We start from the raw sequence: 23,874 nt of genomic DNA, 5'->3' as shown, positions 1-23,874 counted from the left end.
GTCGGGGCCGGCCGACGCCCGGGCGGTGCGCCGCCGTCGGGCCCTGGGGAAGGGGTGTCGAGGAGGCGCCGGCAGCCGGATCGGCCGCTCGAGACCTGCGGGTCGCACCACGGTGCGTCCGCCGTGAGGTCGCACGCCCGCGTGCGCCCCGCGCCCGCAGGTGGTGCACCCGCGCCGTCGAGCCTCCGTGCCCGGGAACCACGACGACTGGACCCGAGTGAACAACCCCTTCCACCGGACCGCTGACGTGGCCGGAGCGCCCGACAGCGCCGACACCACCCAGCCCTTCGACCTCTCCGACACCTCTGCCGCCGAGGGCTCCACGAGCCCCGCGGCCACGACGGCCCGGCGCCGTCGCCGCTGGCCCCTCGTGGCCGGCGCGACCACCACCGTCCTCCTCGCCACCGGCGCCGTCGCGTACGGCACCGCGCACAAGACCGTCGAGCTCGACGTCGACGGCAAGATCACGACCGTCAGCACCTTCGCCGGCTCGGTCGACGGCCTGCTCGAGGAGCAGGGCGTGACCGTCGGCGAGCGCGACCAGGTCGTCCCCGCCGCCGACGCCGCGCTGCGCGGCGGGAGCGACGTCGTCGTCCGCTACGGGCGCGAGGTCCCCGTCCAGGTCGACGGCACCCAGTCCTCCGTCTGGCTCACCGCGCTCGACGCGGACGAGGCCCTGACGACCCTCGCCTCGCGCGGCAGCGACGTGCGCCTCGTGGCGTCCCGCTCCGGCGAGCGCGCCTCGCTGCCCATCCGCCTCGACGCGGACGGCCCCGTGGCCGTCGTGGCCGACGGCGAGACCAAGGTCGCGCCCGACGGCAGCATCGGCATCGACGCGATCCTCGACCAGCAGGGCGTCGTCCTCGGCGAGCTCGACCGCGTGCACGTCGCCCAGACCGACGCGGTCGCGGCGACCGACGAGAAGGCTGCCGACGAGAAGGCTGCCGACCAGAAGGCTGCCGACGAGAAGGCCGCCGACGAGAAGGCGACCGATGACGAGGTGGCCGACGCCGAGGTCTCGCTCGTCGTCCAGCGTGTGAAGGTCGAGGAGGTGCCCACCACCAAGGGCGTGCCGTTCGAGACCACCACGGAGCAGGACCCGAACCGCTTCGAGGACCTGGACCCGGTCGTCAAGCAGGAGGGCGTGGAGGGCGTGCACACGACCGTCCACCGCGTCACGACGGTCGACGGCAAGGAGGAGTCGCGCGAGCTCGTCTCCGACGGCGTCACGACCCCGCCGGTGACGAAGATCCTCGTGCAGGGCACGAAGGAGCGCCCGGCGCCCGAGCCGGAGCCCGCGGCGACGCCGCGGTCCTCCGGGTCGCGGTCCTCGGGTGCGGCCCCGGCCCCGGCGCCGGCCCCCGCTGCCGACCTCGGCTCGGCGCCCGCGGGCGTCTGGTCCGCGCTCGCCCAGTGCGAGTCCGGCGGCAACCCGGCGACGAACACGGGCAACGGCTACTACGGCCTGTACCAGTTCTCGCTGCCGACGTGGCAGGCGATGGGCGGCTCCGGCCTGCCGTCGGAGGCCTCGGCCGCCGAGCAGACGCAGCGCGCGCAGGCGCTCCAGGCCCAGTCGGGCTGGGGCCAGTGGCCCGCGTGCGCCCGCAAGCTCGGTCTCCTCTGACCGACCTGCGCTGACCGGCCCGCGGCCGGTGCGGCATGACGACGCCGGAGGGCGGGGTGCGCGAGCGCCCCGCCCTCCGGCGTGTCGGTAGGCTCTGGGCTCATGAACGACACCCGAGGCGCCCTGCTGGGTCCGGCCGAGATCCGTGACCTGGCAGGGCGCCTCGGCGTGCGTCCCACCAAGACGCTGGGCCAGAACTTCGTGCACGACGGCGGCACGGTCCGCAAGATCGTCCGCGCGGCCGACGTGCGGGCGGGGGAGCGCGTCGTCGAGATCGGGCCGGGGCTCGGGTCGCTGACGCTCGGGCTGCTCGAGGCGGGCGCGAGCGTCGTGGCCGTCGAGATCGACCCCGTGCTCGCGCGCCAGCTCCCGACGACCGTCGCGGCCCACGTGCCCGACCTCGGGGACCGGCTCGAGGTCGTGGGCGCCGACGCGCTCGACGTGACGTCGCTGCCCGGCGAGGCGCCGACCGCGCTCGTCGCGAACCTCCCGTACAACGTGGCGGTCCCGGTCCTCCTGACCTTCCTCGAGCGCTTCGACTCGCTCGAGCGTGTGCTCGTCATGGTGCAGGCCGAGGTCGCGGACCGCCTCGCGGCGCCGCCCGGGAGCCGGACCTACGGCGTGCCGTCGGTGAAGGCCGCCTGGTACGCGTCGGCGCGCCGCGCGGGCACCGTGGGGCGCGCGGTCTTCTGGCCGGTGCCCAACGTCGACTCGGCGCTCGTCGCGCTCGACCGTCGCGAGCCCCCCGTCACGACGGCGACGCGCGAGCAGGTGTTCGCGGTCGTCGATGCCGCGTTCGCCCAGCGCCGCAAGATGCTGCGCTCCGCCCTCGCGGGGATCGCGGGCTCGTCGGCGGCGTCGGCGGCCGCGCTCGAGGCGGCCGGCGTCGACCCGCAGGCGCGAGGCGAGACGCTCGACGTCGTCGCGTTCGCGCGCATCGCCGAGCACCTGCCCACCGTCACCGGCGGTCGCACCTCGCCGCGCGCGGCCGGCGGGCGACCTGGCACAGTGGACGCGTGAGTCCCCCGCCCCCGACGAGCATCGCGCTCGCGCCGCCGCCCCGGGTCCGGGTGCGTGCGCCGGGGAAGGTCAACCTCTCGCTGCGCGTGGGCGCGCTGCAGGACGACGGCTACCACCCGCTCGTGACCATCTTCCAGGCGGTCGGGCTGAGCGAGGAGGTCGTCGCGCACGAGGCTCCGCGCGGCTCCGGGATCTCGGTGTCCGTCGAGGGCCTGCAGGCCGACGTCGTGCCGACCGACGCGACGAATCTCGCGTGGCGGGCGGCCGAGGCGCTCGCGCAGCACGCCGGGGTGGACCCCGACGTCCGTCTCCAGGTCGTCAAGGGCGTGCCGGTCGCGGGCGGCATGGCGGGCGGGTCGGCGGACGCCGCCGCGACGCTCGTCGCGTGTGACGCGCTGTGGGAGACGGGCCTGTCGCGGGCGGAGCTGGTGCGGCTCGCGTCGGGGCTCGGCGCCGACGTCGCGTTCGGTCTCGTGGGGCACACCGCGGTCGGGACCGGTCGCGGGGACCAGCTCACCCCCGCGATGACGCGTGGGGAGTTCCACTGGGTGTTCGCCGTGCAGGCCGAGGGGCTGTCGACGCCCGAGGTCTACCGTGCGTTCGACGAGACGGTCGGCGGGCCGGCCGAGCTCGACCTCGCCGACGACACCACGCTCATGCAGGCGCTGCGGGCCGGTGATCCCGTGGGGCTCGGGCAGGCGCTGCGCAACGACCTCGAGGGTCCGGCGCTCGCGCTGCGGCCCGAGCTCGAGCGCACGCTCGCCGTCGCGCGCGAGGCGGGCGCGCTCGGCGCGGTCGTCTCCGGCTCGGGGCCGACGGTCGCGGCCCTCGCGCGCAGCCGCCAGCACGCGCTCGCGATCGGCGCGACGTGGACCGCGGCCGACGCGTGCGACAGCGTCTGGTGCACGACGGCGCCCGCGGGCGGCGCGCGCGTCGTCGCCCACTGAGAGTCGGCCGGTCAGGCGCCGGCGTGCGCGCGGAGCCAGGCGCGCTGCTGCGCGAACCGGTAGCCCTGGCCGCCCTCGTGGTCGTTGTACCGGTAGACGTCGATCTGCCGTGCGACGGGACCGGCCTGCGCGTCGGCGGCCGCAGCCTTCGCGCCCCAGCCGTTGAACGCCGCGTACACCGTGGACGGCGGGCACGTCGCGTCCATGAGCGCGACGGAGAACAGCGCGGGCGCCGTGGCGCGGCGGGCCAGCAGGGCGACGTCGAGGTAGGACAGCGTGCGGAACACGGTGTCCTCCGCGTCGCGGTGCACCGCGAGGTACTGCCGGATCTCGCCGTACGGGTCGCGGTCGGTGATCTCGACCGCGCGGCGGAAGTGCGAGAGGAACGGGACGTCGGGCATCGCCGCGACGAGACCGTCGGCGAGCCCCGCGACGGCGATCGTGATGCCGCCACCCTGGCTCACGCCTGCCACGGACACACGCTCCGGGTCGATGCCGGGGATCGCGCGCACGGCGTCGACGGCGCGCACCCCGTCGGTGTAGACCCGCCGGTAGTAGTGGTCGTGGGGGTCCTCGATGCCGCGCGTCATGAAGCCCGGCGTCGCCGGACCCGAGCCGACCGGGTCCGGCGTCCCGCCGCCCGTGCCCCAGCGGCTGCCCTGGCCGCGCGTGTCGACGACGAGGTGCGCGAACCCCGCGGCGGCCCACACGAGGTGCTCGTGCGCGAGCCCACGGCCGCCGCCGTACCCGATGAACTCCACGACGGCGGGAAGCGGGGCCTCGGTGCGGGCCGGCCGGACCAGCCACGCCTTGATCGGGTGGCCACCGAACCCGGGGAACGTCACGTCGTCGACGACGACCAGGTCGAGCCCCGTGTCGACCCGCTCGAGCCGCACCGTCTCGGCCAGGTCGCCGCCGGCCTCTCGCGACTCCGCGAGCGTCGTGGCCCAGAAGGCGTCCAGGTCGTCGGGCTCGTCGAGGGTCGGCGCATAGGTCTCGAGCTCGGCGAGCGGCAGGTCGAAGAGCGACATGCGGGCACCCTACCGCCCGCCCGAGTCCGGGATGTCCGCTGTCTCGAAGCGCTTCGACGGCCCGTGTTTTCCGCACCCGCGACGCGGCGCCTACGCTCGGTGCGTGGCTCATCTCCTCGGGGCCGACGGTATCGCGCTGACCGTCGGCACCCGCACCCTCCTCGACGACGTCTCGCTCGGCCTCGACGACGGCGACCGCGTCGGCATCGTCGGCCCCAACGGCGCCGGCAAGTCGACCCTCCTGCGCCTGCTCGCGGGCACGCAGCAGCCCGACGGCGGTCGTGTCACCCGCGTGGGCGGGCTGCGGGTCGGACTGCTCGACCAGCGCGACGACGTCGGCACGGGCGCGACGATCCGCGACCTCGTGCACGGCGACGCCGCGACGCACGCGTGGGCGTCCGACGCTGCCGTCCGCGGCGTGCACGACGGCCTGCTCACCGACCTCGACCTCGACGAGCCCGCCGACACGCTGTCCGGCGGGCAGCGGCGGCGCGTGGCGCTCGCGGCCCTGCTCGTCGCCGACCACGACGTGCTGTTCCTCGACGAGCCCACCAACCACCTCGACGTCGAGGGTGTGGCGTGGCTCGCGGAGCACCTGCGCGAGCGGTTCGCGCGGCCGGGGGCCCGGGGCGCCCTGGTGGTCGTGACCCACGACCGCTGGTTCCTCGACGCCGTGTGCTCGCGCATGTGGGAGGTGCGGGGCGACGGCTCCGGCGAGGTCGAGGGCTACGAGGGCGGGTATGCCGCCTACGTGCTCGCGCGCGCCGAGCGGCAGCGGACCGCGGCCGTCGCGGCGGAGAAGCGCGACAACCTGCTGCGCAAGGAGCTCGCGTGGCTGCGCCGGGGCGCGCCCGCGCGGACGAGCAAGCCCAAGTTCCGGCTCGACGCCGCGGCCGCCCTCATCGCCGACGTCCCGCCGCCGCGCGACTCGATGGAGCTCACGCGCACGGCGACGAAGCGGCTCGGCAAGGACGTGCTGGACCTCGAGGACGTCACCGTGAGCGTGCCGGGCCGCCCGGGCGACGACGACGGGCCGCGCCGCGTGCTGCTCGACGACGTCACGTGGCGCCTCGGGCCGGGCGACCGCTACGGGGTCGTGGGCGTCAACGGCGCGGGCAAGACGACGCTCCTCGCGCTGCTCGCCGGGCGGCGCGAACCCGACTCGGGCCGGGTCAAGCGCGGCAAGACGGTGGCCGTCGCGGAGCTGACCCAGGACGTGGACGAGCTCGACGACATCGCCGGGCTGCGCGTCGTCCAGGTGATCGAGTCCGAGAAGCGGTCGGTCGTCGTCGACGGCAAGGAGCTCACGGCGTCGCAGCTCGTCGAGCGCCTCGGCTTCACGCGCGAGCGCTCGCAGACGCTCGTGCGCGACCTCTCCGGTGGCGAGCGGCGTCGGCTCCAGCTCCTGCGCCTGCTCGTCGCCGAGCCGAACGTGCTCCTGCTCGACGAGCCGACCAACGACCTCGACACCGACACGCTCGCCGCGCTGGAGGACCTGCTCGACGGCTGGCCGGGGACGCTGATCGTCGTCTCGCACGACCGCTACCTGCTGGAGCGCGTCGCCGACCGTCAGGTCGCGCTGCTCGGCGACGGGCGGATCCGGGACCTGCCGGGCGGGGTCGAGCAGTACCTCGAGCTGCGCCGAGCGGCGATCGCGAGCGGGGAGACCGGTTCGGCGCTGCGCGCGCCGGCCGCGGCCGCCGCCTCGGGCGGATCGTCGGGCGCGGCGTCGAGTGCGGCGTCGGGCACAGGTGGCGACGGCGCGCCGGCCGGTCCCGCGGCGCCCAGCGCCGCCGAGGTGCGGGCGGCGAAGAAGGAGATCAACAGGATTGAGCGCCGGCTGAGCAAGATCGCGGAGCTGGAGGCGCGGCTGCACGACAAGCTCGCGGCGCAGGCGACGGACTACGCCGCCGTCGCCGGGCTCGACGCCGAGCTGCGGGTCCTCGCCGCCGAGAAGGACGAGCTCGAGGCCGCCTGGCTCGAGGCCGCGGAGGTCGCGGGCTGACGAGGGCCGCACGGGGTCGGTGGGGCCCGCGGACGGCGCGCTGCCGCACGGGCCTCAGCGGCGGCGGAAGCCCATGCGGTCGTCGGGGTCGACGCGCTCGAGGATCGCGCTCGCGATGTCGTCGAGCTGGGTGACCTGCTCGTCCGTGAGCGCGTCGACGACGTGGTCGCGGACGGTCGCGACGTGTCCCGGGGCGGTCGCGACGACCTTCTCCCAGCCGTCGTCGGTGAGGTGCGCGTTGGTGGCGCGACGGTCCTCGGGGCAGGGCAGGCGCTCGACGAGCCCGCGCTTCTCGAGCCGCGCGACGACGTGCGACAGGCGCGGGAGCGTCGCGTTGGTCGCGGACGCGAGGTGCGTCATGCGCAGCGTGCGGTCCGGCGCCTCCGAGAGCATCGCGAGGACGTAGTACTCGAAGTGGCTGAGGTCGGCGTCGCGCTGGAGCTGCGCGTCGAGGACCCCGGGCAGGAGCTCGACGACGGCGACGAGACGCTTCCACGCGTCGAGCTGGGCCTCGTCGAGCCAGCGGGGCTCGCTCATGGTCTCCTCCTCCGGGACGTGACCGGGAGCACTCCGGCAACAGTTGACGCTACAAGTATACCGGTCTAGATTGTTACTTGTAGCAACAACCAATGCCGACCGTCGGCCGGCGTGCGAAGGGAAGTCACCATGAGCAGCATCACCATCATCGGCGCCGGGAAGATGGGCTCGGCCATCGCGTCGCTCGCCCTCGCGGCGGGCAGCTCCGTGCAGGTCCTCACCCGCGAGCCCGTCGAGGTCGACGCACGGACCACCGCCGGCACGATCGGCGACACGATCACGGGCGACGTCGTCGTGCTCGCGCTCCCGTACCCGGCCGTCGCCGAGGTGCTCGACGCGTACGCCGGCCGCCTCGACGGCACCGTCCTCGTCGACATCACCAACCCGCTCGACTTCGCGACGTTCGACGCGCTCGTCGTCCCGGCGGGCTCGTCGGCCGCGGCCGAGATCCAGCAGCGCGTGCCGGGCGCCCGCGTGCTCAAGGCGTTCAACACGAACTTCGCCGCGACGCTCACCTCCGGCCAGGTCGGCCCGCTCCCGACGACGGTCCTCGTCGCGGGCGACGACGCGGACGCCAAGGCCACCCTCGCCGGAGCGGTCGCGGGGGTGCGCGTCGTCGACGCGGGCTCGCTGAAGCGCGCGCACGAGCTCGAGGCCCTCGGCTTCCTGCAGCTCACGCTCGCCGCGGCCGAGAAGACCTCCTGGACGACAGGGTTCGCGCTCGCGGAGTGAACGACCCTCGCGTGATAGCGATCAGCCGCGCGCCTTCTCCACGGCGGCCCGCGCCGTGTCGCGCTCGGCCCGCTGCGCCTCCCGCAGCGCCTTCTCGAGCTCGCGCACCTTCTTCTGCGCCTCGCGGAGCCGCCGCTCGGCGTCGCGCCGCTTGAGCGTCGCCTTCTTGACCTTCGGGTCGCGGACGTGGACGGCCACCTCGACCGGCACGGCGCCCGTGTCACGGGCCGGGGCGTCCTCGACATCCCCCTCGGCGCCGGCCGCTCCTGCCACGGCGCCGTCGGCCGCGGTGCCGCCGGGTGCGGGACGGAAGTCGCGCCCTGCTCCGGGGGCGCCCGCCAGTCGCGCGTCGACGTACACCTCGAGGCCGTCCAGGATGCGCTCGAGGCCCCATGCCGTGTCGTCGATCTGCCCCTCCGCGCCGTACGCGCCCGAGACGACGAGCGGACGCAGGTAGGGGAAGCGGACCTCGTCGACGAGGCCGCGCAGCGCCACGGCGAAGGGCGAGCCCTCGACGGTGGCGCCCCCACCGCCCTCGCCGACCGCCCGCGCGAGGTCGGACTCGAGCCGGGCCGCGTTCCGCGCGTACCCGCTGAGGAGCAGGATGACGGACATGCTCTCCTCCTCGTCGAGCGGCGTCGAGCGCAGCGCCCGGAGCCCGGCGTCGGCGCCGCGGAGGTTGTTCGGCGTGAGGGGTGCTCCGGTGATCGGGATGTCGAGGAACCACGGGTGGGAGAGGAACACCGCCGTCGTGAACTGGGCCCACTCGCGCAGCTCGGCGCGCCAGTCCGCCGGGTCGTGCGGCGGCGGGTACTCGACGTCGAGGACCGCCTCCTGCATGAGCAGGAGGAGGTCGTCCTTGCTCGTCACGTACCGGTAGAGCGACATCGTCGTGAAGCCGAGGCTCTGCGCGACCTTCGCCATCGAGACGGCGGCGAGCCCCTCGGCGTCCGCGATCTCGATCGCCGCGTCGACGATGCGCTCGATGCTCAGCTCGCGCTTCGGCGCGCGCTCGGGGCGCTCGGCCACACCCCATGCGAGGGCGATCCTGGCCGGGAGGTCGGGTGCGTCCGTCATGCCCTCATCCTCCCCGAGATTCCCGTCCACCGGGCCATGGGTCCTGCGCGCGCCGGCCACCCGGGGCCGAGCATGCGGACGCCGCCCGACCTGGCACCAGGACGGGCGACGGCCGCATGCTCGACACGTGGGTCAGCGGGCGGTCCGGCGGCGGTAGAGCACCGCGCCGGCGACGCAGCTCACCACGAGGAAGCCGACCAGCCAGGCGATCGCGGTGAGGATCGTCGTCGCGTCCGGGGTGCCGCTGAGCAGGCCGCGGAACGACTCGATGATCGGCGTGAACGGCTGGTTCTCCGCGAAGCCGTGCAGCCACGACGGCATCGTCTCGATCGGCACGAAACCCGAGCTGAGGTAGGGGACGAACAGGAAGATGAAGTTCACCGACTGCGACGCCTCGACGCTCAGCACGAGACCGAGGACCACGCTGAGCCACGTGAAGGTCAGCACGGAGAGCACCGCGAAGGCCACGAGCCCGATCCAGTCGCCGAGGCCGGCGTCCGCCCGGAAGCCGAGCGCGTAGGCGACCCCCACGACGACGACCGCGGACGCGAGGTTGCGGCCGATGCTCGCGACGACGTGCCCCCACAGGGCGGACGGTCCGAAGATCGGCATGGTCTTGAACCGGTCGATCGTGCCCGACGTCATGTCCTGCGCGACGCCGACGGCGGCCGTCGCGGACCCGAAGCCGAGGCACATGACGAGCACGCCGGGGACGACGTAGTCGATGTAGTCGTCGCCGGAGATCGCGCCGCCGAAGATGACGACGAACACGAGCATGATCATCACCGGCAGGACGAAGGCGGTGATGAGCCCGTCGATGCTGCGCAGCTGGCGCCGCGTCTCGCGCACGACCATCGTGCGCACGTCGCGCACGGCGGTCGCGGGCGACTGCCCACCGCGGACGGCCGGGTCGCGCCGGGCCGGCCGCGCGGGCAGCGTGGTGGTGGCTGTCGTGGTCATCGTGCGGACTCCTTCGAGGTCAGGGCGAGGAAGACGTCGTCGAGCGTGGGCTTGACCACGCTGACGCCGCTCACCGCGAGGCCGTTCGTGTCGGCCGCGGCCAGGACGTCGCGGATCGTGCGGACCGGGTCGTCGCTCGCGGCCGTGAGGGAGAGGTCCTTGTCGTCGGTCCCGGTGGTGGTGATCCCGAGCTGGGCGGCGAGCCCGACGGCGGTCGCGAGGCTCGCGTGGTCCTCGAAGGCGACGCGGACGTGGTCGCCCGCGACGAGCGCCTTGAGCTCCGTGGCGGTCCCGCGCGCGGCGACACGACCGTCGTTCAGGACGGCGATCGAGTCGGCGAGGCGGTCCGCCTCCTCGAGGTACTGCGTGGTGAGCAGGACCGTCGTGCCGTCGGCGGCGAGCCCGCGCACGACGTCCCAGAGCTGGGAGCGCGACGCCGGGTCGAGGCCCGTGGTCGGCTCGTCCAGCACGAGGACGGACGGGTCCGCGACGAGGCTGATCGCGAGGTCGAGCCGACGACGCATGCCGCCGGAGTAGGTCCCGACGCGGCGGTCCGCCGCGTCGGTCAGGTCGAAGCGCTCGAGGAGCTCGGCGGCGCGGCGGCGCACCGAGCGGGGCGGCAGGTGCGCGAGGTTCCCCATCATCACGAGGTTCTCCGCACCGGTCTGGAACTCGTCGACCGAGGCGTACTGGCCGGTCAGCGCGATGACCTCGCGCACGCGGCCGGGGTCGCGCAGCACGTCCGCCCCGGCGATCGTCGCGCTCCCGGCGTCGGGCCGGACGAGCGTCGTGAGGATGTTGACCGTCGTCGTCTTGCCCGCGCCGTTGGGCCCGAGCAGCGCGAAGATCTCGCCGCGCCGCACCGTGAGGTCCACGCCGCGCAGGACGTGGTGGTCGCCGTAGGACTTCTCGAGCCCGCGGACGGCGATCATCGGTTCGTCCATCGCCTTCTCCTGTCGTTCGGTGTGCGTCGCACACGAGGTGTAGACCGCACGCGCTGTGTATGAAGCAAACTGTGTGTACACCATAAACACCTGGTGGCGACGAGGTCAACAGGTCCGGCGAGGTCGGTCGCTAGCTCGCGCGCGGACGCGGGGCGCCCGTGAGGACCGCACCGATCGCGGTCATCGCGAGCAGGCCGCCGAGCACGACCGCGACGGGCGTGGTCCACGTGCCGGTCGCGGTCTGCAGCGCCCCGGCCGCCGTCGGGGCGGCGGCGGCGAAGCAGTAGCCCACCGACTGCACGGTCGCCGACGCCTGGCGGCCCTGCCGGACCGTCGGGAACCGCTGCGCGACGAGCGTGAAGATCACGACGAAGTTCGCCGCCTGCGCGACGCCCGCCGCCGACGCCCACACGACCCACGCTCCCGGCGCGACCAGGAGGCCGACGGGCAGCGCCAGCCACAGCACGGCGACCACGACGAACGTCGTGCGCATCGACAGGCGGCGCGTCGCGAGCGGGACGGCGAGCCCGCCGAGGATCGCGAACCCCTGGAAGAGCGACGCGGCACCCCCGGAGGCGCTGCGCGGGATCCCCGCGAGGTCCTCGAGGATCAGGGGGAGCCACGCGGTGAGCGCGTAGAAGCTCGACGACTGCAGCGCGAACATCGCGCACAACCACCACGTGAACGGGGTCGCGAGCACGTGGCGCTCGCGGGCGGCCGTCGGGTCCGTCCCCGTCACCCCCTCGGCCGCCGCCGTCGCCAGGGCCGGGTCCTCCGCGGGCGCGCCGAGGTCCCGTTCGCCCGGGGACGTCGTCGTGCCCGACGGCGACCCGGCCCGCGCACGGGCGGCTCGCCCCGCGGCCTCGCGGGGGACCGCGCGGAGCCACCACACCAGCGCGACGACCGCGAGGACGCCCCACGACGCGAGCGCCCAGCGCCAGCCCACCGCGTCCGCGAGCGGCGCGGTGAGCGCCGTCGTCGCCACGGTCCCGACGTTGATCGCCGCGGTGTACAGGCCGGTCACCGTCCCCACGTGCCCGGGGAAGTCGCGCTGGGCGATCATCGGGACGGCGAGGTTCGCCGTCGTGATGCCCAGCCCGAGGAGCACCGTCCCCGCGAACGTCCCCGCCGCGACCGGCCCCGCGACGCCCGACAGGTCGGCCGAGCGCAGGAGCGTCCCCGCGAGCACGAGCAGCAGCGCGACGCCGATCGCCGTGCGCAGCGACGAGCGGCCGAGGATCCCGGCCACGGCGGGCGTCGCGAGGGCGAAGCACAGGACGGGGATGCCGGTGAGCAGCCCTGCCGCGGCGGCCGTGAGGTGGAGGTCGGCCGCGACGTCGGACACCACCGGCGGGAGCGCGGTGAGCGGGGCCCGCAGGTTGACGGCGACGAGGAGGACGGCGACGAGCAGCACCCCGTCGATCCCGCCGCGGAACGCGCGAGCGGGCGTGGCCATGTGTCCTCCGGGTCCTGGGGTGGCCGCGCGCGAGGACGCGTCAGGGTCGCCCGGCCCGCGGATCAGTCGTCGAACTGCCCCACGACTGTACGCAGGAGCGCGGCGAGCGCGGGTCGTTCGGCCGGCGCGAGCGTGTCGAGGATGCGGGCCTCGACAGCGAGCAGGTCCGTCATGGCGGTGTCGACCCGGTCGAGGCCGTCCGGCGTCAGCTCGACGAGGATCCCGCGGCGGTCGTCGGGGGAGCGCCGGCGCTCCACGAGACCGCGCGACTCCAGCCGGTCGATCCGGTTCGTCATCGTCCCGCTCGTCACCAGGGTCTGCGTGACCAGGGCGCCGGGGGAGAGGCGGTAGGGGTCTCCCGCGCGGCGGAGCGCGGAGAGGACGTCGAACTCCCACGTCTCGAGGTGCGCGTGCGCGAACGCGGTCCGCCGGGCGCGGTCGAGGTGGCGCGCGAGGCGGTCCACGCGCGAGAACACCGTGAGCGGCTCGAGATCGAGGTCCGGCCGCTCGCGCTGCCAGGCCGCGACGATGCGGTCGACCTCGTCGCGCCGCGCTCCGGGCCGCGCGCCGCGCCGCGCGGCGTCGTCCCCGGACGGGCGCGCGTCGTCGTGCTGCTGCTCCATGACGCGAGGGTACTCGACGTGTCTCGACGTCAAGACTCTTGACGTGCGCAACCTGCCGAACCCCGGGTCGTGCGCCGATCGTGCGGTCGATCGGACGACAACCCGGGGTTCGGCGGTATCAGGAGGCGCGCAGCGCGTCCTTGAGCTTCACGCGGGCGCCCGTGCGCAGGACCGCGTTGGAGTAGATCTTCGCCGCGAGCCACACGAGCACCGGGACGAGCGCGACCGAGAGGCCCAGCGCGAGCAGCACCTCCCACGTCTCCGCGCTGCCGAGCGCGATGCGCACCGGCATGAGCAGCGGCGAGCACAGGGGGACGTACGACAGCCACACGACGAGCGGGTTGTCGGGCGCCCACGGCGCGACCGAGACGCCGACGATGTACGGGACGACCATGAGGAAGGTGACCGGGGTGGTCACCGCCCCCACGTCCTCCTGCCGCGAGACGAGCGCACCGAGCCCCGCCATGAGGAGCGCGTAGCTGACGAACCCGACGACGAACCACACGAGAGCCCACGCCGCGGCCGCGCCCAGGTCGATCGTCGCCGTGTCCACCAGCCCCAGGCCGAGCGCCGTCCCGACCCCCGCCACCACGACGAGCGCCACCTGACCCAGCCCGACGAGCCCGATCCCGAGGACCTTGCCCGCCATCAGCTGCCACGGGCGCACCGTGGACAGCAGCAGCTCGACGACGCGGCTCGTCTTCTCCTCGACGACGCCCTGCGCGATGAGCTGGCCGCTGATCATGATGGACATGAAGAGCAGGACCCCGGTGACGAGGCCGGTGACGTAGCGGGTCGGGTCGAACTCGCTCGGCTCGCCGATCGTGCGCACCGTCGGCTCCGCCGTCGCGACGTCCCCCGCGACCTGCGCGGGGTCGCCGCCGAGAGCGGTGACGGCGTCGGCGAGCGCGGACTGCTGCGCCAGCGTGGTGAAGACCGCGGTGAGCCCTGTGGAGAGCTCCGACTCGACCACGACCGTGAGGTCGTCGGCGGAGCCGGTGACGAGCGCGTCGAGGTCGCCGTCGCGGACCTGCTGCTCGCCCGCGGCGTCGTCGGAGACCTCGACCGTCTCGATCTCGGTGCCGAGCGCCTCACCGGTCGCCTCGAGCGCGTCGGCGAGGCCCGCGGTGGACGACGTCACGCCGACGCGCTCGGCGGTCGGTCCCGAGGAGCTCGCCGCGTTGAGGACGACCCCGCCGAGGACGACCGCCGCGACGAGGATCACGGTCAGCCACACGAACGACTTCGAGCGCAGGCGCGTCGTGATCTCGCGGCCGGCGACGAGGCGGATCGCGCCCCACGACGACAAGGAGGTCGCGCCCCGCTCGGCGACGGCGCCCTCGGCCCGGTCGGTCGGTCGGCTGGTCCGGGTCGTGGTCATGCCGGCACCTCCTGGCTGGTCGACGCGGAGGCCTCGTCCGCGGGTGAGCTGACGACGTCGCGGTAGAGCTCCGTGAGCGACGGGCGGACGAGGGAGAACTCACGGACGGGTCCTGCGGCGAGCGCGGCGCGCAGCACGGCCTGCTCGCGCCCGGCGTCGCCGCCTGCACCCGCGGTGCCGTCGGTCCAGGCCGCGCCCTCGGTACCCGTGAGGCCCGTGAGCTCGATGACCGTGCGCGACCCCTCGAGGCTGACGGCCCGCGCGTCGGGCACCGCGCCGATCCACGTGGCGCCGGGTGGGCCGTCGACCACCCATCGTTGCGTCTCGGTCCGACGCAGCTCGTCGATCGTGCCGACCTCGACCATCGCGCCGTCCTTGATGATCCCGACCCGGTCGCACAGCCGCTCGACGAGGTCGAGCTGGTGCGACGAGAAGACGACGGGGACTCCCGCGGCGGCGCGGTCGCGCAGCACGCCGCTCATGACGTCGACCGCGACGGGGTCGAGGCCGGAGAACGGCTCGTCGAGCACGAGGAGGTCCGGGTCGTGTGTCAGCGCGGCGGCGAGCTGCACGCGCTGCTGGTTGCCGAGCGACAGCTTCTGCACCTCGTCGTCCCGACGTCCCTCCACGCCGAGCGTCTCGGTCCACCGCTCCATCGCGTCGTGGGCGTCCCGGCCGGACAGCCCGTGCAGGCGTGCGAGGTAGGTGAGCTGGGAGCCGACGGGCATGCGCGGGTACAGGCCGCGCTCCTCGGGCATGTACCCGATGCGGCGTCGCGCCGCCAGGTCGATCGGGCGGCCGTCCCAGCGGACCTCGCCGCCGTCCGCCGCGAGCACGCCGAGCACGATCCGCATGGTCGTCGTCTTGCCGGCCCCGTTGGAGCCGACGAAGCCGAAGATCTCGCCGTCGCGCACGTCGAACGACGTGCCGCGCAAGGCGTGGACCGTGCCGTACGACTTGGTCAGGGAGTCGATCTCGAGAGTCGGCATGGCACCAGACAACCACCGGTCACCAGGTGTCGCCCGGGACATTCGTCACGACCTGGCCCCGCGGCGCGTCACGCGTCGTGGGCGCGCAGGAAGGCCGTGACGCGGGGGAGCACCACCTCGGGAAGCTGCCACAGGAGGCCGTGCCCGCCCCCCGGGACGAGGTCCACGACGGCGTCCGGCACGTTCTCGGTCACGCGTCGGCCCGCAGCGACCGGGTCGCCGAGCCGGCTCTGCGCGCCGAAGAGGGCGAGGGTCGGCGTCGTGATCGCGCGGAGCTCGGCGTCCGTGAGGGGGCTCGGCCAGGGCGTGCGACGGCGGAACCGCATCGCGGCGCGGGCGACGGCGCGGTCCTCCGCGGTCGACGCCGCACCGGGGCTCAGCCAGGCCTCGAGCCGTGCGAGGCGTCGGTCCGTCGGCAGGGCGCCGGCCGCGAGGATCCGTGCGAGCGCGCCCGCCGACGGCCTGGTCAGGGCGGTGATGCCCTCGCCCAGCGTGAGGCTGGCGAGCCGGTGCGGCACCCGGGCGGCGACGAGCGCGGCGAGCCAGGCGCCCTCCGAGTAGCCGAGGAGGTGGGCGCGCTCGAGGCGCAGGCCGTCGAGCAGCGCCTCGCCCCACGCCGCGTAGTCGGCGGGTCCCGTCAGCGGGGCGGTCTGCCTGCTCCGACCGGCCGTGCCCACGACGTCCGGCGCGAGCACCACGCGGTCCGCCGCGAGCTCCGAGACCACGGCGTGCCAGCTCAGGCCGTTGCCGTTGAGGCCGTGGAGCAGCACGAGCGGGGTCCGGTCCCCGGTCCCGGAGCGCCGGACGGACGTCGGCCCGTACGGCGTCGGCACGTCGAGGACCGTGGACGGGAGCGGCCACCGCGCCTCGAGCGCGCGGTCGGCGCGCTCGTACGCCTCCCGTGCGGCGTCGTCGAGAAAGTCCCCGGTCTTCGTCGGCATGATGCCCTCCTCGCCATGGTGATATGACCGTACCATCAACGTGGTATGGGCATATCATCGTCCGACGGCGGACGCCCCGCCGACAGGGAGGAGGTGACCGTGCCACGACTGGTCGACCACGACGAGCGTCGGCGGCAGATCACGGGTGCCGCCCGCCGCGTCGTCGCGCGCGACGGCCTCGAGGCCGCGACGTTCCAGGCGGTCGCCGCGGAGGCCGGGGTCTCGGTGCGGCTGGTCCAGTACTACTTCGGGAACAAGGAAGGGCTGCTCCTCGCGACCCACCGCGCGGTGATCGAGGACGCGGCCGCGCGCTTCGGCGGCGGTCCCGGACAGCGGCCCGCCGGCGGCCCGCGCGACGTGCTCCGCGGGATCCTCGCCGCGCTCCTCCCGCTCGACGCCGAGCGCCGCGCCGACGCCGTCGTCCTGGCGGCCTTCCACGCCGCGGCGCTGACCGGCTCCACGGTGGAGGCCCGGGCGATGCTCGGCGCGCCGCGCGCTCTCGTCGACGTCGTCGCGGCGCTGCTCCTTGGCGCTCGGCCGCCGGGCGGGGACACCCAGGACCCCGCCGAGGACCCCGCGGAGGACGACCGCGCGGGGACGGCGCTGGACGCCGAGCTCGTCCTGGCCACGGCCGCGGGCCTGGTGCAGGGCGTGCTCGCCGGTCACTACACGCCCGACGCCGCCCTCGCGCTCGCCGACCACCTGCTCGACCGGGTGCTGGGCCCGGTCAGTCCGTCTTCGTCAGCGTCGGCTTCTTGACCATCCCGGAGAGCCCGTTCCACGCGAGGTTCACGAGGTGCGCCGCGACGTCGGTCTTCTTCGGGCTGCGCGCGTCGAGCCAGTACTGGCCGGTGAGGGCCACCATCCCGACGAGCATCTGCGCGTAGAGGGGCGCCGTCCTCGGGTCCAGGCCGTTCGAGCGGAACTGGTCCGCGAGGAGGTGCTCGACCTGCGTCGCGACGTCGCCGATGAGGCTCGAGAACGTCCCCGTGGCCTGCGCGACGGGCGAGTCGCGCACGAGGATGCGGAACCCGTCCTCCGACGCCTCGATGTACGACAGGAGGGCGAGCGCCGTGTGCTCGAGCAGGACCTTCGGGTGCCCGCCGCGGTCCAGCGCGCCGGACAGCGCGGCGGTCAGCGCCTGCACCTCGCGGTCGACGACGACCGCGTAGATGCCCTCCTTGCCACCGAAGTGCTCGTACACGACCGGCTTCGACACCTCCGCACGGGCGGCGATCTCCTCGACGCTCGTCCCCTCGAACCCCTTCTCCGCGAAGAGCCCGCGGCTCACGGCGAGCAGCTGCTCGCGCCGCTGGCTCGCGGTCATGCGGGAACGGGGGGTGCGTCTGGACTCGGCCACAGGGTCCATCATGCCGTGCCACGCCCTCCGGCCTGCGGCGCCGCGTCTCTGCTGGACCGTCCCCGTGTGGCGCGGCCCACGCCAGGCCGCGGGTGCGGAACGCCACGAGTCGGGCACGGGCGGCGTCGGGCACGACCGCCGACCTGGCAGACTGTTCCCGGACCACCTGCCGCCGCGGCCCCGGGCGCGATGCCCGGACCGGTGCCCGACCGGCAGGCGACCGGCAGGCGACCGGTACACGACCGGCACTGCCTGACGGTCCGTTCCGCCTTGGTGTAATCGGCAGCACAAGGGTTTTTGGTGCCCTTGGTCCAGGTTCGAGTCCTGGGGGCGGAGCTCGAGCCACCGATCCCGAGGGGTACATCCATGGAAGCTCAGCAGGGCACCGACACGACCGTCGCCCCCGCTGCCGTGATCGTCCTCGCCGCCGGCGAGGGCACGCGGATGAAGTCGTCCACCCCGAAGATGCTGCACGCGATCGCGGGCCGCAGCCTGCTCGGTCACGTGCTCGTCGCGGCCCGCTCGCTCGACCCGGAGCTGCTCGCGGTCGTCGTGCGGCACGAGCGCGACCGTGTGGCCGAGCACGCGCTGGGCGTGGACGCGGGGGTGCTCGTCGTCGACCAGGACGAGGTCCCCGGGACCGGCCGGGCGGTGCAGTGCGCGCTCGCCGCGCTCGACGCGAAGGCGCACGCGCTGGCCCTCGTGCACGGCGTGCCCGACGGCGAGGAGGGGCGCGGTCTCGGCGACGGGCTCGAGGGCCCCGTCGTCGTCACCGCGGGCGACACCCCGCTGCTCGACGGCGGCACGCTCGCCCAGCTCCTCGCCGCGCACGTCGCGGACGGCAACGCCGTCACGATGCTCACGACGGAGCTCGCGGACGCCACCGGGTACGGGCGCGTCGTGCGCGACGCCTCGGGCGACGTCGCGCGGATCGTCGAGCACAAGGACGCGTCCGCGGACGAGCTGGGGATCCGGGAGGTCAACGCGTCGATCTACGTGTTCGACGCCGGGGTGCTGCGCCGCGGCCTCGGCACGCTCGGGCGCGACAACGCGCAGGGCGAGGTCTACCTGACGGACGTCGTCGCGGCGGCGCGCGCCGAGGGCGGCGTCGTGCGCGCCCTGCTGTCGGACGACCCGGCAGTCGTCGAGGGAGTCAACGACCGCGTGCAGCTCTCGGTGCTGCGCGCCGAGCTGAACCGCCGCATCCTCGAGGACTGGATGCGCGAGGGCGTGACGGTCGTCGACCCGGCGACCACGTGGGTCGACGTCGACGTGGAGCTCGCGCGCGACGTGACGCTCCTGCCGGGGACGCAGCTCCACGGCGCGACGGTCGTCGCGGAGGGCGCGACGGTCGGGCCGGACACGACCCTCACGGACACCGAGGTCGGCGCCGGCGCGACGGTGACCCGCACGCACGGCACCCTCGCGGTGCTCGGCGCCGGCACGAGCGTCGGCCCGTTCGCCTACCTGCGCCCCGGCACGGTCCTCGGCGCGCAGGGCAAGATCGGCACGTTCGTCGAGACGAAGAACGCCGAGATCGGCGAGGGCTCGAAGATCCCGCACCTGTCCTACGTGGGCGACGCGACGATCGGCGACCACACGAACGTCGGGGCGGCGTCGGTGACCGTCAACTACGACGGCGTGCACAAGCACCGCACGGTGATCGGCTCGCACGCGCGCACCGGCGCGGACAACATGTTCGTCGCGCCCGTGACCGTGGGCGACGGCGCGTACACGGCCGCGGGCTCCGTGATCCGTCGCGACGTGCCCGCGGGCGCCCTCGGCGTCAGCGGCGGGCAGCAGCGCAACATCGAGGGCTGGGTCGAGCGTCGCCGACCGGGCACGGCGGCGGCGCAGGCCGCGGCCGCCGCGCGCGCGACCGACCCCGAGGCACCGCCCGTCGGCGCCCAGGCGCAGGCTCAGCTCGCGGACCACTCCGCGGCCGCGACGGCGGACCGCCCGACGCCGCCCGCACCCGGCCCCGACCTCGAGAGCGCGCTCGACGCGCTGCGCAGCGCGCGCCCCACGGACTGACGCGGCAGACTCAGCCGCACGAGCGTCCGTCCCCGCACCCCGCCCGACCCCACCCGGACACCGAAGGAACGCACCGCATGAGCAGCACGATCGCCGGAAACGGGGACAAGTCCCTCGTCCTCGCCTCGGGACGCGCACACCCCGAGCTGGCCAACGACGTCGCGCGCGAGCTGGGGATCGACCTGCTCCCCACCACGGCGTACGACTTCGCCAACGGGGAGATCTACGTCCGGTTCGGGGAGTCGGTCCGCGGCGCGGACGTCTTCATCCTCCAGAGCCACACGGCGCCGATCAACCAGTGGATCATGGAGCAGCTGCTCATGGTCGACGCCGCCAAGCGCGCCTCGGCGCGCACGATCACCGTCGTGCAGCCGTTCTACGGGTACGCGCGCCAGGACAAGAAGCACCGCGGCCGCGAGCCGATCTCGGCCCGCCTCATGTCCGACCTGTTCTCGTCCGCCGGGGCCGACCGCCTCATGAGCGTCGACCTGCACGCCGCGCAGACGCAGGGCTTCTTCGACGGCCCGGTGGACCACCTGTGGGCCATGCCGATCCTCACGGACTACGTCCGCACGCGCGTCGACACGTCGAACGTCACGGTCGTCTCGCCGGACGCGGGCCGCATCCGCGTCGCCGAGCAGTGGGCGGCGAAGCTCGGCGGCGGACCGCTCGCGTTCGTGCACAAGACGCGCGACATCACGCGCCCGAACCAGTCGGTCGCCAACCGCGTGGTCGGCGAGGTCGAGGGGCGCGACTGCGTGCTCGTCGACGACCTCATCGACACGGGCGGCACGATCGCCGAGGCCGTGCGCGTCATCCTCGCCGCGGGCGCGAAGTCGGTCATCGTCGCCGCGACCCACGGCGTGCTGTCCGACCCGGCGGCGCAGCGCCTGTCCGAGAGCGGTGCGAGCGAGGTCGTCATCACCGACACGCTCCCCATCGTCGCGGAGAAGCGGTTCCCGCAGCTCACGGTCCTGTCCATCGCGCCGCTCGTCGCGCGCGCCATCCGCGAGGTGTTCGACGACGGGTCGGTCACCTCGCTCTTCGACGGCAACAGCTGAGCGCTCCGCGGAGCGAGGGCGGGAGACGGGCATGGGCACCTCCGGCGTGACGACCACCGGCCAGGGCGCGGCGACGGCGGCGCCCGACGTCGCCGTCGTCGAGCTCGGCGCGGAGGCCTCGGCGACCGGCGTCCAGGAGGCGCTGGACCGCGCGAACGCGGGCCTCGGCGCTGCGCGCGACGCCCTCCTCGCGGCGGGCGTCGCGGCCGCGGACCTGCGGACGTCGCAGACCTCCACGTGGACCGAGCAGCGCGAGGACGGCCTGCGCACGACGGCGCGGCTCACCCTCCGCGCGACCGTGCGGGACGTCGCGGCGTCGGGAGAGGTCGTGCGCGCCGCGCTCGACGCGGCCGGTCCCGTCGCGCGGCTCGACTCGACGAGCCTCGCCGTCGGCGACCCCGGCCCGCTCGCCGCCGCCGCGCGCGACGACGCGTTCGCCGACGCGCGCGCCCGCGCCGAGCAGTACGCGCGCCTCGCCGGGCGGTCGCTCGGGCCCGTCGTCGAGATCCGCGAGGACCTCGGCGGACCGGCACCCGTGCCCCGGCTGATGGCCGCGAAGGCGACCGGCGACGCGCTCGTCGTCGAGCCGGGGACGCTCGAGGTCCGCGCGAGCGTGACCGTGCGGTGGGAGCTCGCGGACTGACGCAGGGGCCGTGGCACACGGATGACATTCCGCACCTGCCGCCCGCGACGCGACCCTCCTACCGTGGAGGCATGCTGATCCTCGAGGACTACCTCCTGCTGACGCTGGACGACGAGACGGGCAAGACCGTCGTCGGCTCCGCCTCCCGCGAGCACGTCGCAGCGGGTGCGCTGCTCGTCGAGCTGGCCCTGCTCGGGCGGGTGGACCTCGCGGGCGACGGCGAGGGCGGCCGCGTCGGGCGGATCGTCGTCCGGGACACCACGCCCACGGGGAACGACCTGCTCGACGAGGCGCTCGACGTCGTGCGGTCCAAGGAGGGGTCGAAGCCGAAGACGCTCGTCCCGCTCCTCGCGAAGCGCAGGCCCGCGGAGCGGGCCGTCGCCGCGCTCGCCGGCCGGGGTGTGCTCCGGCGCCAGCCCGGTCGGATCCTCGGCATCTTCCCGACGACCCGGTGGCCCGCCGCCGACAGCCGGCACGAGGACGCGGTCCGCAGGCTGCTGTGGCGGGTGCTCGTCGACGGTGGGCGGCCCGACGAGCGCACCGCGGCCCTCGTCGGCATCCTCTCCGCGACCGGCCAGGCCGGGCAGGCGCTCGCCGCGGGCGGGGCGCGCGGGGCCGGGCCCGTGGTGGAGGGCGACGAGCGCTGGACGCTGCGCCGGCGGGCCGACGTCGACCGGCGGGCGCAGGAGGTCGCCGCGGGCAGCTGGGGGAGCGCGGCGCTCAAGGCGTACCTGGACGAGGTCGTCGCGGCGGCGGTCGTCGGGGCCACGGTCGCCGCGACGACGGCAGCGGTGACGTCGGGCTGAGCGCGACGAGGTCGGCGGCCCACCGCACGGTGCGGGTTTCGTCGAGGCCGGAGACCCGGGTACAGTAGCCAGGTTGCCTCGGCGAGGGACGTCTGACGGCCGGCGAACGCGCACCACCCGCGAGGGGGAGCGCGAACCGGAGAGTCAGCCAGACCTGTTGGATCTCCGTAATCGACTGGGCGGTCGTCCTTCGCGCGCCCGTCACGTGTCCCGCGCCGACGCAGCCGCCCGTCCGGGAGGCCCTCTCACCGTCCGGACAGCCGACCGCTCCCCACTGGTGGCCGGCCCGCAACGTTCTTCCAGGAGTGATCCACGTGTCCGAGATCAAGCTCGTCGCCGAGGCCCGCACCGAGTTCGGCAAGGGTGCCGCTCGCCGCATCCGCCGTGCCGACAAGATTCCCGCCGTCCTCTACGGTCACGGCAGCGACCCGCTCCACGTGACCCTCCCGGGCCACGCGACGATGCTGGCGCTCAAGCACTCGAACGCGCTCTTCTCCATCGAGTTCGAGGGCACGTCGCAGCTCGCCATCACCAAGGACGTGCAGCGCGACCCGGTCCGCAACGTCATCGAGCACGTCGACCTCCTCATCGTGAAGAAGGGCGAGAAGGTCGCCGTCGACATCCCCGTCGTCGTGACCGGCGAGTCCGCCCCCGGCACGATCCACCTCGTCGACCTGCAGACCCTCGCGGTCGAGGCCGAGGCGACGCACCTGCCCGAGTCGATCGAGGTCTCGATCGAGGGCCTCGAGGCGGGCTCGCAGATCCTCGCGGGCGACGTCCCGCTCCCCACGGGCACGACCCTCACCGCCGACGCCGAGCTGCTCGTCGTCTCCGTCACCGAGCCGCAGGCCGAGGCGACCGAGGGTGAGTCCGCGGAGTCCGCCGAGGAGGCGCCGGCCGCCGAGGCCGCCGCGGAGTGACCCTCCCCGTCGCGGGCTGACGCCCGGACGACCTCTGCCGGACGCCCGGTACCGTGACGGTGCCGGGCGTTCGCGCGCCCGCAGGGCTCCACAGACAGGTGAAGGACGAGGTGACATGACCGACCAGCCCTGGCTCGTCGTCGGGCTCGGCAACCCCGGGGACCGCTACGCCGCCAACCGGCACAACCTGGGCCACATGGTCCTCGACGTGCTCGCGGGGCGGGCGGGCGTGCGCTTCGCGCGGCACCCGCGCGCGCAGGCCGCCGTCGCCGAGGGCCGGATCGGCATGCTCCCCGGCGGTCGGCCCGGGCCGCGCGTCGTCCTCGCCAAGCCGTCGACGTACATGAACGTGTCCGGCGGGCCCGTGTCCGGCCTGGCGTCCTACTACGGCGTCGACCCGGACCACGTGCTCGTCGTGCACGACGAGGTCGACATCCCGTTCGGCGCCGTCAAGCTCAAGATCGGTGGCGGCGAGGGCGGGCACAACGGGCTGCGCGACATCACCAAGGCCCTCGGGACCAAGGACTATGTGCGCGTGCGCGGGGGCGTCGGCCGCCCGCCGGGACGCATGGACACCGCCGACTACGTGCTGAAGAACTTCTCCGGCGCGGAGGCGAAGGAGCTCCCGTTCCTGCTCGACGACGCCGCCGACGCGGTCGAGATGGTCCTCACGGACGGGCTTCTCGCCGCCCAGGGGAAGTTCCACACGAAGGTCTGACGGGTCCCGTCGCGCCTGTTTCACCCGGGTGATGTCCCGATTCGCCCCCGTTGTCCCCGCAGTGC

23 protein-coding genes, 1 tRNA gene and 1 pseudogene are annotated in these 23,874 nt (G+C 74.6%); 14 read left to right on the top strand and 11 right to left on the bottom strand.

Going from position 1 to position 23,874, the window contains the following annotated elements; translation table 11 throughout:
• The first annotated feature begins 187 nt into the window (after window positions 1-187).
• From V5D56_RS19325 to V5D56_RS19315, 3 genes are all read left to right on the top strand, one after another.
• Window positions 188-1,624, top strand: a complete 1,437-nt coding sequence (locus tag V5D56_RS19325) for a transglycosylase family protein (protein WP_435736886.1) — start codon at window positions 188-190, stop codon at window positions 1,622-1,624.
• 102 nt (window positions 1,625-1,726) lie between these two features.
• Window positions 1,727-2,644: a 16S rRNA (adenine(1518)-N(6)/adenine(1519)-N(6))-dimethyltransferase RsmA gene (rsmA, locus tag V5D56_RS19320; protein ID WP_435736885.1), complete on the top strand. Its 918-nt coding sequence runs from the start codon at window positions 1,727-1,729 to the stop codon at window positions 2,642-2,644.
• Window positions 2,641-3,591, top strand: a complete 951-nt coding sequence (locus tag V5D56_RS19315; RefSeq protein ID WP_435736884.1) for a 4-(cytidine 5'-diphospho)-2-C-methyl-D-erythritol kinase — start codon at window positions 2,641-2,643, stop codon at window positions 3,589-3,591. The genes rsmA and V5D56_RS19315 overlap by 4 nt, the downstream gene beginning before the upstream one ends.
• Window positions 3,592-3,602: 11 nt before the next feature.
• On the opposite strand, the gene V5D56_RS19310 is transcribed toward V5D56_RS19315, so the two are convergent.
• Window positions 3,603-4,622 (bottom strand): acetylxylan esterase, encoded by a 1,020-nt coding sequence (locus V5D56_RS19310; RefSeq protein WP_435736883.1) that lies wholly within the window; start codon window positions 4,620-4,622, stop codon window positions 3,603-3,605.
• Here V5D56_RS19310 and V5D56_RS19305 point away from each other — a divergent pair.
• Both V5D56_RS19305 and V5D56_RS19300 read left to right on the top strand, forming a co-directional pair.
• Window positions 4,621-5,217, top strand: a pseudogene (locus V5D56_RS19305) (ATP-binding cassette domain-containing protein); the annotation flags it as partial. The gene V5D56_RS19310 and the pseudogene V5D56_RS19305 sit on opposite strands and share 2 nt — an antisense overlap.
• Before the next feature lie 90 nt (window positions 5,218-5,307).
• Window positions 5,308-6,627 carry an ATP-binding cassette domain-containing protein gene (locus V5D56_RS19300; RefSeq protein WP_435739081.1) on the top strand — a complete coding sequence of 440 codons (1,320 nt, stop codon included), beginning with the start codon at window positions 5,308-5,310 and terminating at the stop codon, window positions 6,625-6,627.
• 54 nt (window positions 6,628-6,681) lie between these two features.
• Here V5D56_RS19300 and V5D56_RS19295 read toward each other — a convergent pair whose 3' ends face one another.
• The gene (locus V5D56_RS19295) at window positions 6,682-7,164 is read right to left on the bottom strand and encodes a MarR family winged helix-turn-helix transcriptional regulator (RefSeq protein ID WP_435736882.1); all 483 of its coding nucleotides are present in this window, start codon (window positions 7,162-7,164) and stop codon (window positions 6,682-6,684) included.
• 129 nt (window positions 7,165-7,293) lie between these two features.
• On the opposite strand from V5D56_RS19295, the gene V5D56_RS19290 reads away from it, so the two are divergent.
• A complete protein-coding gene (locus tag V5D56_RS19290) occupies window positions 7,294-7,896 on the top strand; it encodes an NADPH-dependent F420 reductase (RefSeq protein ID WP_435736881.1) in 603 nt (200 codons plus the stop codon).
• A gap of 21 nt (window positions 7,897-7,917) precedes the next feature.
• On the opposite strand, the gene V5D56_RS19285 is transcribed toward V5D56_RS19290, so the two are convergent.
• The 8 genes from V5D56_RS19285 to V5D56_RS19250 form a co-directional block, all read right to left on the bottom strand.
• Window positions 7,918-8,973 (bottom strand): TetR/AcrR family transcriptional regulator, encoded by a 1,056-nt coding sequence (locus tag V5D56_RS19285; protein ID WP_435736880.1) that lies wholly within the window; start codon window positions 8,971-8,973, stop codon window positions 7,918-7,920.
• Window positions 8,974-9,105: 132 nt separating this feature from the next.
• Window positions 9,106-9,933, bottom strand: a complete 828-nt coding sequence (locus tag V5D56_RS19280; RefSeq protein WP_435736879.1) for an ABC transporter permease — start codon at window positions 9,931-9,933, stop codon at window positions 9,106-9,108.
• The gene (locus tag V5D56_RS19275; protein WP_435736878.1) at window positions 9,930-10,877 is read right to left on the bottom strand and encodes an ATP-binding cassette domain-containing protein; all 948 of its coding nucleotides are present in this window, start codon (window positions 10,875-10,877) and stop codon (window positions 9,930-9,932) included. The genes V5D56_RS19280 and V5D56_RS19275 overlap by 4 nt, the downstream gene beginning before the upstream one ends.
• Window positions 10,878-11,007: 130 nt before the next feature.
• The gene (locus V5D56_RS19270) at window positions 11,008-12,333 is read right to left on the bottom strand and encodes an MFS transporter (protein WP_435736877.1); all 1,326 of its coding nucleotides are present in this window, start codon (window positions 12,331-12,333) and stop codon (window positions 11,008-11,010) included.
• 62 nt (window positions 12,334-12,395) lie between these two features.
• Window positions 12,396-12,956, bottom strand: a complete 561-nt coding sequence (locus tag V5D56_RS19265) for a MarR family winged helix-turn-helix transcriptional regulator (RefSeq protein ID WP_435736876.1) — start codon at window positions 12,954-12,956, stop codon at window positions 12,396-12,398.
• Window positions 12,957-13,074: 118 nt separating this feature from the next.
• The gene (locus tag V5D56_RS19260; RefSeq protein ID WP_435736875.1) at window positions 13,075-14,337 is read right to left on the bottom strand and encodes an ABC transporter permease; all 1,263 of its coding nucleotides are present in this window, start codon (window positions 14,335-14,337) and stop codon (window positions 13,075-13,077) included.
• Window positions 14,334-15,326: an ABC transporter ATP-binding protein gene (locus V5D56_RS19255; RefSeq protein WP_435736874.1), complete on the bottom strand. Its 993-nt coding sequence runs from the start codon at window positions 15,324-15,326 to the stop codon at window positions 14,334-14,336. The genes V5D56_RS19260 and V5D56_RS19255 overlap by 4 nt, the downstream gene beginning before the upstream one ends.
• 68 nt (window positions 15,327-15,394) lie before the next feature.
• Complete coding sequence (locus tag V5D56_RS19250; RefSeq protein WP_435736873.1) at window positions 15,395-16,267, bottom strand: alpha/beta fold hydrolase; 873 nt, start codon at window positions 16,265-16,267, stop codon at window positions 15,395-15,397.
• Window positions 16,268-16,366: 99 nt separating this feature from the next.
• Between V5D56_RS19250 and V5D56_RS19245 the strand changes: the two genes are divergently transcribed.
• Window positions 16,367-17,026 carry a TetR/AcrR family transcriptional regulator gene (locus V5D56_RS19245; protein WP_435736872.1) on the top strand — a complete coding sequence of 220 codons (660 nt, stop codon included), beginning with the start codon at window positions 16,367-16,369 and terminating at the stop codon, window positions 17,024-17,026.
• On the opposite strand, the gene V5D56_RS19240 is transcribed toward V5D56_RS19245, so the two are convergent.
• Entirely contained in the window at window positions 16,995-17,594 is a 600-nt protein-coding gene (locus V5D56_RS19240) for a TetR/AcrR family transcriptional regulator (protein ID WP_435736871.1), read from the bottom strand. The genes V5D56_RS19245 and V5D56_RS19240 overlap by 32 nt on opposite strands.
• 297 nt (window positions 17,595-17,891) lie before the next feature.
• Between V5D56_RS19240 and V5D56_RS19235 the strand changes: the two genes are divergently transcribed.
• From V5D56_RS19235 to pth, 7 genes are all read left to right on the top strand, one after another.
• Window positions 17,892-17,963: transfer RNA gene (locus V5D56_RS19235), tRNA-Gln, on the top strand.
• A gap of 30 nt (window positions 17,964-17,993) precedes the next feature.
• Window positions 17,994-19,661: a bifunctional UDP-N-acetylglucosamine diphosphorylase/glucosamine-1-phosphate N-acetyltransferase GlmU gene (gene glmU, locus V5D56_RS19230; RefSeq protein WP_435736870.1), complete on the top strand. Its 1,668-nt coding sequence runs from the start codon at window positions 17,994-17,996 to the stop codon at window positions 19,659-19,661.
• Between the two features lie 77 nt (window positions 19,662-19,738).
• Complete coding sequence (locus V5D56_RS19225; RefSeq protein WP_435736869.1) at window positions 19,739-20,722, top strand: ribose-phosphate diphosphokinase; 984 nt, start codon at window positions 19,739-19,741, stop codon at window positions 20,720-20,722.
• Window positions 20,723-20,753: 31 nt separating this feature from the next.
• Window positions 20,754-21,365, top strand: a complete 612-nt coding sequence (locus V5D56_RS19220) for an SIMPL domain-containing protein (RefSeq protein WP_435736868.1) — start codon at window positions 20,754-20,756, stop codon at window positions 21,363-21,365.
• 71 nt (window positions 21,366-21,436) lie between these two features.
• Entirely contained in the window at window positions 21,437-22,171 is a 735-nt protein-coding gene (locus V5D56_RS19215; RefSeq protein WP_435736867.1) for a GOLPH3/VPS74 family protein, read from the top strand.
• A 314-nt stretch (window positions 22,172-22,485) separates the two neighbouring features.
• Window positions 22,486-23,091 (top strand): 50S ribosomal protein L25/general stress protein Ctc, encoded by a 606-nt coding sequence (locus tag V5D56_RS19210; protein WP_435736866.1) that lies wholly within the window; start codon window positions 22,486-22,488, stop codon window positions 23,089-23,091.
• A 115-nt stretch (window positions 23,092-23,206) separates the two neighbouring features.
• Window positions 23,207-23,809, top strand: coding sequence for an aminoacyl-tRNA hydrolase (gene pth / locus V5D56_RS19205; protein ID WP_435736865.1), 603 nt, complete (start codon window positions 23,207-23,209; stop codon window positions 23,807-23,809).
• The last annotated feature ends 65 nt before the right edge of the window (window positions 23,810-23,874 follow it).

The organism is Cellulosimicrobium sp. PMB13 (genome assembly GCF_051294865.1).
Taxonomy (GTDB): Bacteria; Actinomycetota; Actinomycetes; order Actinomycetales; family Cellulomonadaceae; genus Cellulosimicrobium.
Note: the sequence above shows the minus strand (reverse complement) of the source record. Positions and strands in the feature narration are given on the sequence as shown.